The organism is Flavobacterium branchiophilum NBRC 15030 = ATCC 35035 (assembly GCF_002217205.1).
GTDB lineage: Bacteria > Bacteroidota > Bacteroidia > Flavobacteriales > Flavobacteriaceae > Flavobacterium > Flavobacterium branchiophilum.
In genome coordinates this window covers 48,031-57,338 of the sequence record NZ_MUGT01000006.1, presented here as the reverse complement: position 1 = coordinate 57,338, position 9,308 = coordinate 48,031, and the positions used below count along the sequence as shown (strand labels likewise).

Genomic DNA, 9,308 nt, shown 5'->3' with positions numbered 1-9,308 from the left:
TCTTTGGACAATTTTATAAATATATTTGGAATAAATTTAGGTTGAATTATACGGCAGGCCCCATTTGAAACAGATTTTTAGTTTGAAGCCGTATGGGTTTGTTGGGTGCAAAAAAAAGGGCAAACCTTTAGTAAAAGTGTTTGCCCTCAAAAAAAAAATATAACATTTATTTATTCAAAACGTGGTATTGGATCAAACCGTCTATGGGTCTTCTTAATACTGTTCCTAATTTTATTCCGTGTTTGTGAAGCATTTCTGCCAATTCGTCTTTCAAGTAGAAAGCTATTGATCCTACAAAATGCACAGGTACTTCTCTGCAATTGTCGAATTGCATGATGTAGTTTTCTACAAAATCTTCAAGTTCTAGGTTGATGTATTTTTTGCAAAAATCTGTTTCTTTGTTTCTGATTAAAAATTTGGCAAAAGTGGCCAAATAAGCGTTGGGGTTGGGTTCTTTGTACAAATTGTGTTTTACGTAATCGGCATCTACGTTGTATTCTTCTTCAAATTCTTTGGCCAATTCGGTGGGCATTTTATTGAAGAAATAGCCTCTTAAGAGGTGTCTTCCAAAACGGTTTCCGCTACAATCGTCCATGGCAATATAGCCTAGCGATTGTACTTTTTGATGCAATATTTTGCCATCAAAATAGCTGCAATTGGATCCTGTTCCAAGGATGCTTACAATGGCTTTTTCGTCTTTTGGGGTGGTTGCAAAAACTGCTGCATAAGTATCTTCGTACACGTGTACTGATGCGTTTGTAAAGTAGTCCTGAAAAACTTCTGACAAAAAGTTTTTCATTCTATCGGTGCCACATCCTGCACCATAAAAATAGAGTGCCGAGGCTTTGTCTTTGTTTTGAAGTATATCAAATTTGTCATTGAGTCGGTGGATGATTTCTTCTTTTTCTAAAACTTCGGGGTTTAGTCCGAGGGTTTGGGTGGTGTATAATACCTTTCCGTTTTCGTCTATGGCTATCCAATCAGCTTTTGTTGAGCCACTATCTACAAGTAATTTCATAATTTTGTTTTTTAAGTTTTTAGTTAGTAGAAAACTAATTTTTGGTTTGTCTTGTTTTTTGGTTTGTTGCTAGTATTGGTTTTTAGCCCCGATAGTAGCGGCATCCTTTTCTTTTTTTTCTTTAAAAAAAGAAAAGATATAGCGAATAGCGGGATTGGCTCCAAATAAAAAAACAACCCGTCAAATGATTCATAATCAACGGGTTGTTGTTGTTTTGTATTGTTATTGTATTGCGGCAATGTGTACTGCCAAATCGATTAATTTGCTAGAATAACCGTATTCGTTGTCGTACCAAGATACGATTTTGAAAAAGGTAGAGTTGAGTCCTATTCCTGCTTTTTCGTCCACGATAGAGGTTCTAGAGTCTGAAACAAAATCTTGAGATACTACGTCGTCGTTTGTATAACCCAAAATGCCTTTCATGGTAGTTTCAGACGCTTTTTTTAGTACGGCCATGATTTCTGAGTATGAAGTTTCTTTGGCCAATTTTACGGTCAAATCTACTACAGATACGTCTGCGGTGGGTACTCTCATAGACATTCCAGTAAGTTTGCCATCGAGTGCTGGTATTACTTTTCCTACTGCTTTTGCAGCACCTGTGCTAGAAGGAATCATGTTTACCAAGGCAGAACGACCGCCACGGAAATCTTTTCGAGAAGGACCATCGTTGGTCATTTGTGTAGATGTTGTGGCATGTACTGTTGTCATCAAACCTTCTACTATTTCGAAATTGTCGTGTATCACTTTTGCTAAAGGAGCCAAGCAGTTGGTAGTACAAGAGGCGTTTGAAACTACTAAATCTTGAGCGGTTGCAGTAGTATGGTTTACGCCCATTACAAACATTGGAGCGTCTGCAGAAGGGGCCGAAATGATTACTTTTTTGGCACCTCCAGTAATGTGGGCAGCGGCAGTATCTTTTGTTGTAAAAAATCCTGTACATTCTGCTACTACATCTACACCTACTTCGTCCCATTTGAGGTTGGCAGGGTCTCTTTCGGCAGTGATTCTGATGTGTTTGTCGTTTACAAAAAGTTTGCCGTCTATTACTTCAACTTTTCCTGCAAATCGACCGTGTACTGAATCATATTTTAATAAATAAGCCAAGTGATCTACTTCTAATAAATCGTTGATGGCTACTACTTCAACATTGTCTCTGTTGAAAGTTTCTCTGAAAACGATACGTCCGATACGGCCAAAACCGTTGATTCCTAATTTTACTTTTGACATTTTTTTTAGTTTATAGGTTTGCGTTACAATTTTGTTTTTAATTTTATTACGTGGACATGATGTCTGATACTCGAAGGAGTTCTCTATCTATTTCGCAATGTCCTTTGATGGCTTGTTCGAGCGGCGTTAGGCAAACGGCGTCGCAAAGTATGCCCACCATAAAGTTTGATTTGCCTTCTATTAAGGATTCTACAGCTTTGACACCCAGTCTGGAGGCTAAGACTCTATCAAAACACGAAGGCGACCCGCCACGTTGCATGTGTCCGAGTACAGAAACTCTTACATCGTATTCTGGTAAATTTTCTTCGACATAGTCTTTGAGTTCAAAAACATTTTTTCCAATTTTGTCGCCTTCGGCAATAACTACTATGCTCGAAGATTTTCCTGAGGCTTTACTTTTGCGTAGCGATTCTAAAAGCCTTTCTAGCCCTAAGTCTTCTTCTGGAATAAGTATTTCTTCGGCACCAGCTCCAATACCTGCATTTAGGGCAATATGGCCAGCATCTCTACCCATAACTTCGACAAAAAACAAACGGTTATGAGAACTTGCTGTATCTCTAATTTTGTCGATTACTTCGATAACGGTGTTGAGTGCGGTGTCGTATCCTAAAGTATGGCTGGTTCCAAAAATATCATTGTCGATAGTTCCTGGAATTCCCATTACAGGAAAGCCATATTCTGCATTAAAAACTTCGGCCCCTGTAAAACTTCCATCGCCACCAATTACAACAAGGGCATCAACACCTGCGGCTTTGAGGTGGTCATACGCTTTTTTTCGTCCTTCAACGGTCATAAATTCTTTTGAGCGTGCAGATTTTAATATAGTACCCCCTTTGTTTACGATGTTGTTTACAGAACGAGGTCCCATTTCTTTAAAATCGCCTTCAATCATACCTTGATAGCCTCTGTATATTCCAATACATTCAATATCATGAAATGCACAAGTTCTAACAACCGATCGGATGGCAGCATTCATGCCTGGTGAATCTCCACCCGATGTTAAAACGCCTATCTTTTTAATTGTATTTGACATATTTTGAATTTTAAAGTTGTAAAATTAACAAACATGAATCATTTTACGAACGTATTTTTAATTATTTTTAGATATTCATCAAAATTCAAACGTTTTCGTTAATAAGTTTTCAATAATGAAGGGGTTTTATGCGTAATATTTTAATTTTGAGTGATGATGCAAACGTTGTAGTAGATTTGAATTTTTGAAATATAAAAAAAATAGCTGAATGTTGTTTTTTACCGTATTTTTCGTTAGGGATAGTAGTGGAAATCCTTTTTTGTTTTTTAAAGAAAAAACAAAAAGGGATTATTGGTTCACAATATTATATTTATTTTGGAGTTCGATGAACGTTGTTTGCAATGGATAGCCCGACCCTTGGGGAACGCCCAAAATATAAGAATTATAGTTGTTGTTTGATTTATGCCAAACACTCCAAAAAAGTGTGTAAAATGAATTGAAGGGAGCAGGATCTATTTTTCAAAAAAAAACTGTTCCTTTACAAGAACAGTTTTTCTACTAACTAAATTATCATAAATACTTAACCTTACTCTATTGGAGCATGTTTTTTTCTGTTAAAAATCCAGAATATAATAGGGAAAACCAATAAAGTCAAAACTGTTGCAGTAACCAATCCGCCAATGATTACAATAGCCAAAGGCTTTTGCGATTCGGAGCCAATTCCCGACGAAATTGCTGCTGGCATCAAACCGATAGAAGCCATTAATGCAGTCATAACTACTGCTCTTGTTCTGGATTTTACGCCCAGATATATGGATTCGTCTAGTGTATGTTTGGCTTTTAGATTATTGTGAAACTCTGTAATCAGAATCACACCATTTTGAATACAAATACCCAACAAAGCTATGAATCCTACCCCTGCCGAAATTCCAAAATTCATACCTGTAAGATGCAATGCAATAATACCACCAATGATAGCAAAAGGCACATTTGCTAAAACCAATAACGAATCTTTGATGTTGCCAAACAAGATAAAGAGCAAGACAAAAATACCAATTAAACTAATAGGTACCACTTGGCCTAAACGGGCACTGGCTCGAACTTGGTTTTCAAATTCTCCAGTCCAACCAACGGTGTAACCTGTTGGTAACTTTAATTTGTCCACCTTTGATTGTGCTTCGGCAATAGTACTACCTAAATCACGGTCTCGAACAGAAAATTTTACTCCGATAAAACGTTTGGTATTGTCTCTGTATATAAAAGCGGGGCCTGTAATGTTTTTGATATCACAAATTTCTTTAATTGGAATTTTAGCTCCACTTAAAGTTGGTACTTTCAAATCGGCAATATCTTTTTCATCTTTTCTGTATTCTTTTCCAAATCGAACTCTAACTGCAAACTTTTTTTCGCCTTCAAACTTTTCTGTTGCAGTTTTTCCGCCAAAAGCAAGTTCCAAAACAGCTTGAGCATCGGCAAGAGTAACACCATAAGCAGCCATTTTTTGTCTGTCCAAAACAACACTCAACTCTGGCTGTCCCACATTACGCAGAATCCCCACATCTTTGATACCAGGCACATTTTTTATTTTGTCAATTACTTTATTGGCCAATTCGTCTAGTTTATCTAAATCGTCTCCATAAATTTTAACGGCATTAGACGCATTAATTCCTGCAACAGCTTCTGCTACATTATCAATGATAGGCTGCGAATAATTGTAGCCAATGCCTTGATGTACTTTCAGCTTTTTGTCCATTTGATCTACTAATTCATCCATAGAAATGTTACGTGTCCATTCTTCTTTTGGTTTTAAATTGACTTGCATTTGAACGTAATAAAACCCACTAGGATCAGTTCCGTCATTACTTCTTCCGACTTGCGAAAGCACACCTATTACTTCAGGAAAAGATTGTAAATCTTTACGTAAAATAGCCGTTGTTTTTACGGTTTGATTTAAGCTCGAACTCATTGGCAGTTTAGCTTCTACCCACAAGGCACCTTCGTTTAATTGAGGTAAAAATTCGGTGCCAAGAAAACCTGCCGAAAAAAATACAAGTACCATTATTGCCAAAGAAATAACCAAAGATTTGACTTTATGTTTGAAAGTCCATTGAAAACCTTTGCCAACTATTTTATCCCAAAAATTAACAAAAGGATTGTTTTTTTCGACTACATTTTTATTTAATAAAATATGAGATAATACGGGAACTAATGTTAAAGTAAAAATTAAGGCTCCCATCAAAGCAAAACCTAGAGTATAAGCCAAAGGCGAAAACATTTTGCCTTCAACTTTTTGAAAAGAGAATATTGGCAAAAGTGCCGTAATGATAATTAATTTAGAAAAGAAAATGGATTTTCCCATTTCGGTTCCTGTTTTTTTAATCATGCTTCCAATAGCCAATTTGTTGTATTTTTCCATACCAACGGCATGGGCTTTATGATCTAAAACAACAAACAATCCTTCAACCATCACAACGGCACCATCAATAATAATACCGAAATCGACAGCACCCAAACTAAGCAAATTGGCACTCATTCCCATCATTTTTAAGCATAAAAAAGCAAATAACAACGACAACGGAATAACGATGGAAACCGTAAAAGTAGTTCTCCAATCGGCCATAAATAAAAATACAATACAGGTTACCAATATTATGCCTTCAAATAAATTGTGCATCACAGTTTCTGTAGTAAAATTCATCAAGCGATCTCTGTCATAAAAAGTTTCCATTTTTACATCACTTGGCAATATACCATTGTTTAATTGTTCAATTTTAGCTTTAACTAATGCCAAAACTTCTTTAGCATTTTCGCCTTTTCGCATCACAATGATGCCTTCAACAATATCATCATTATCGTTTAGTCCCACCTGTCCAACTCTTGGCATGGCACTTTCTATAACATTTGCCAAATTTTTTACTAGAATTGGATTTCCATTGGCATCATCAACAATAATATTTTCTATATCCGAAATACTTTTTAATAATCCAACACCTCTTACTACATAAGCCTGACCGTTTTTTTCGATAACATCTCCCCCAACGTTCAAATTACTTTCGCTCACCGCTTTATAAACTTGCAAAGGAGTAATATTGTATTTGGATAATTTTACGGGATCGACACCGATTTCATAAGTTTTTTCTTGTCCGCCAAAAGCAACCAAATCTGCAACACCAGGAACGGCTCTCAATTGTCTATCTATTGTCCAAGATTGAATGGTAAGTAAATCTTTTGAATCTCTGTTTTTACTTTTCAAAACATATCTAAAAATTTCTCCTGTTGGTCCATAAGGGGGCTGCACATCTACTTCTACTCCTTCGGGTAAAGTAACGTTTTTTAATAAATTATTTACTTGCTGTCTGGCAAATGCATCATCTACGCCGTCGTCAAAAATAATTTTAATTACAGAAAGTCCAAACATGGTGATACTTCGAACAGACGTTTTTTTCTGTACGGAGTTCATGGCAATTTCAATAGGCGAAGTAACAAATCGTTCTATTTCTTCGGCACTTCTGCCGTTCCATTGATTTACAATAATGATTTGAGTATTGGTAACATCTGGAAAAGCCTCAATAGGCATATTTTTAAAGGCAATAAAGCCCGAAAGTGTAAGCAATCCTACCCAAAAAAAGGTAAATGCTTTATTTTTTAATGAAAAAGCGATAATGCCTCTAATAAATTTATTCATTTTTTTGCAATTATTTTATTATATATTAATATAAATAATATTTTTTTTCTTAAAATTCAACATGAAACCTCAAGGCTAAAAAAGAAATTGGTCCTCTGTCTTTATTGTAACCTGGATTGATAGCAAACTGATAATCAGGAGTTAAAGTAATATTAGACTTTGGAACCGCAAAAGCATAAAATGCTTCTAATATTTTCTCGCTTCCATAATTTATAGTTCCATCTCCAATCATAAATCCGTTTCCTCCTAGTCGTTGGTATTCTTGATGTACTTTGGACAATCCATTGGCAACCAAAGCAATTCCAGCAAAATCTTGATTTCTATTCCAATTTTTACCTTTGATACTTAAACCAATAGAGGCAGATTGATCTATTTCCGTAAAAGCCCAAGTTTCGTTTTTGCCATCATTATAGCTGGCTCTTCCAAAAATGCCCCACGACTCTTGATGGGTGTATTCAGCATTAAGCCCTATACCATACTTGGTTCTACCTTCTTGTCTTACAGCGGTTATATCGGGGGTTTGTCCAACATTATTTGCTTGTTGGTAGCTGCCCATATTTGCTAAATTTCGGTAACCAATGCACTTTATTACCCCCCAATCATTATTTTTAAAAACTACTATTCTTTCTATTTCAGTATTGATAGCATACGATTTGTCAAAACTAAAATACAAATTGGGTCCATTTGCATTGGTTGGCAATGCCGAAATAGAAGTCCTAAATTGCCATTGGTGCCATTGGTAATTGGCATATAATCCATCTGTATAACCACGTGTATTGGCTGCATAGTCCCAAGCTCCGTGCGTCATGAGAGACCAATTTAAAAATTGGGTTCGAGGGTCGTGCGAATAAGTATTGGTATCAAAATAATCGGCCAAACCAAATTTTCCAAAAACCACTGTTAAGCGTGCCTTATTTTTAAATTCAAATGCTTGTTCGATTAGCATTCTGGCCATATACACAACAGGTTTATGATCGCCAATTCTAAACGTTTCGCCATTTGGAAAACCACCAAGACCTTTTGCAGTGGATAGTCCTTCGCCGCCAGACATTTCAGGATTGAATGTAAATGTTGCCCCTTTCCAAAGAGGTACATCCAAAAACAATGTAGAAGTAAGCGACAAAGCCCTTTGCTCTTCAGACAACATACTGTTTTGTCCGCTGTATTTTGCCGCAAATTCTGGGTGCCATTGGTATATAGAAGTCATTTGAAATTTCAAACTGTACCCTTCAATACTGTCCTGTTGTTGCTGGGCCAAGATACTTGCAAAACAGCCAAAACATGTTAATAAAAAAGTAATTTTGATTTTCATGTTAGTCGTTTAAAGCATCGTAAATAAATAATTGATTGGCTGTGATTACTTTTTCGTTTTCAGATAAACCACTCGTAATATATGTTACATCGCCAACTTGTCTATAAACTTCAACTTGTCGGGTTTCGATATTGTTTCGGTCTTTAAAAATCATAACAAAATTTTTACTTTTATCAAAAACAATAGCCGAACTTGGCACAGCAATCATCTTTTGACCTTCAGAAAAAGATAATTTGATGGTTGCATTCATGTCTGGCTTCAATAAAAATCCTTTGTTATCTAAAATTACTCTAGCATTCATTGCTTTTGTTTGAGGGTCTATAACGTTGAAAATTTTATCTATTTTGCCCGAAAAAACTTTGTCAGGGTAACTCAACGTTGTTACAGAAGCTGATTGACCCAATTTTACTTTTTCTATATCACCTTCATTAACATTGGCAATGGCCCAAACGTTACTTATTTCAGCTATATCAAAGATGTTATCGCTACGGTCGTTTCTCAAAAGCATATCTTGATTGATATTTTTCTGAATAATAAAACCACTTATTGGAGCTTTCACTTCATATAACGACCCTGACTTGATACTGTATATTTGATATGTTTCTTGAATGCGATGTAATTGAGAAAGGGCTTTATCTACTTGACTTTTAGCTTCTAAAACATCTCTTTCGGCGTTTAATTTTCCTTCAAAAAGTTCTTGAACTACTTTCAAATTATTTTTTGCCACTACCAAATCGGTTTTGGCATCGGTCATTTGCTTTTCAAAATCGGCAATATCTGCACTTTTTATTACAGCTAAAACCTGTCCTTTGTGTACGTAATCACCTAATTCTACATGTACACGCAACACATTTCCACCAACAAGAGGATAAACATCTATTGCTTTATTATTATCGGCAGTTATTTTACCATAAAAACTCAATTCATTTTTCAAATCCTGAGTAGTTGCCAATGCTGTTGTGGTGGTTTTCAACATACTATCGCTTAATACAAATGCCGATGCCACTTCTGTTTTTTCAACTTCTTTTTTGCAACTTACCATCAATGTAACTGTTGCTAATAGGATAAAAATAGTATTTTTCATTTTTTTTAA

6 protein-coding genes are annotated in these 9,308 nt (G+C 35.8%); all 6 read right to left on the bottom strand.

Features of this window, described 5'->3' with window-relative positions; all coding sequences use genetic code 11:
• Positions 1 to 166: 166 nt before the first annotated feature.
• Positions 167 to 1,018, bottom strand: coding sequence for an N-acetylglucosamine kinase (locus B0A58_RS01075; protein WP_089079508.1), 852 nt, complete (start codon positions 1,016 to 1,018; stop codon positions 167 to 169).
• Between the two features lie 222 nt (positions 1,019 to 1,240).
• A complete protein-coding gene (gene gap / locus B0A58_RS01070) occupies positions 1,241 to 2,245 on the bottom strand; it encodes a type I glyceraldehyde-3-phosphate dehydrogenase (protein ID WP_014084274.1) in 1,005 nt (334 codons plus the stop codon).
• Between the two features lie 46 nt (positions 2,246 to 2,291).
• The gene (pfkA, locus tag B0A58_RS01065; RefSeq protein ID WP_014084275.1) at positions 2,292 to 3,278 is read right to left on the bottom strand and encodes a 6-phosphofructokinase; all 987 of its coding nucleotides are present in this window, start codon (positions 3,276 to 3,278) and stop codon (positions 2,292 to 2,294) included.
• A 526-nt stretch (positions 3,279 to 3,804) separates the two neighbouring features.
• Complete coding sequence (locus B0A58_RS01060; RefSeq protein ID WP_089079507.1) at positions 3,805 to 6,903, bottom strand: efflux RND transporter permease subunit; 3,099 nt, start codon at positions 6,901 to 6,903, stop codon at positions 3,805 to 3,807.
• Between the two features lie 49 nt (positions 6,904 to 6,952).
• Positions 6,953 to 8,215 carry a carbohydrate porin gene (locus B0A58_RS01055; RefSeq protein ID WP_089079506.1) on the bottom strand — a complete coding sequence of 421 codons (1,263 nt, stop codon included), beginning with the start codon at positions 8,213 to 8,215 and terminating at the stop codon, positions 6,953 to 6,955.
• 1 nt (position 8,216) lies between these two features.
• Positions 8,217 to 9,299 carry an efflux RND transporter periplasmic adaptor subunit gene (locus tag B0A58_RS01050; protein WP_089079505.1) on the bottom strand — a complete coding sequence of 361 codons (1,083 nt, stop codon included), beginning with the start codon at positions 9,297 to 9,299 and terminating at the stop codon, positions 8,217 to 8,219.
• Positions 9,300 to 9,308 lie beyond the last annotated feature (9 nt).

What these genes read in the sequence shown, in the direction of transcription:
- B0A58_RS01050 (WP_089079505.1), bottom strand. Translation starts at nt 9,299, where the DNA reads ATGAAAAATACTATTTTTATCCTATTAGCAACAGTTACATTGATGGTA.
- gap (WP_014084274.1), bottom strand. Translation starts at nt 2,245, where the DNA reads ATGTCAAAAGTAAAATTAGGAATCAACGGTTTTGGCCGTATCGGACGT.
- pfkA (WP_014084275.1), bottom strand. Translation starts at nt 3,278, where the DNA reads ATGTCAAATACAATTAAAAAGATAGGCGTTTTAACATCGGGTGGAGAT.
- B0A58_RS01060 (WP_089079507.1), bottom strand. Translation starts at nt 6,903, where the DNA reads ATGAATAAATTTATTAGAGGCATTATCGCTTTTTCATTAAAAAATAAA.
- B0A58_RS01055 (WP_089079506.1), bottom strand. Translation starts at nt 8,215, where the DNA reads ATGAAAATCAAAATTACTTTTTTATTAACATGTTTTGGCTGTTTTGCA.
- B0A58_RS01075 (WP_089079508.1), bottom strand. Translation starts at nt 1,018, where the DNA reads ATGAAATTACTTGTAGATAGTGGCTCAACAAAAGCTGATTGGATAGCC.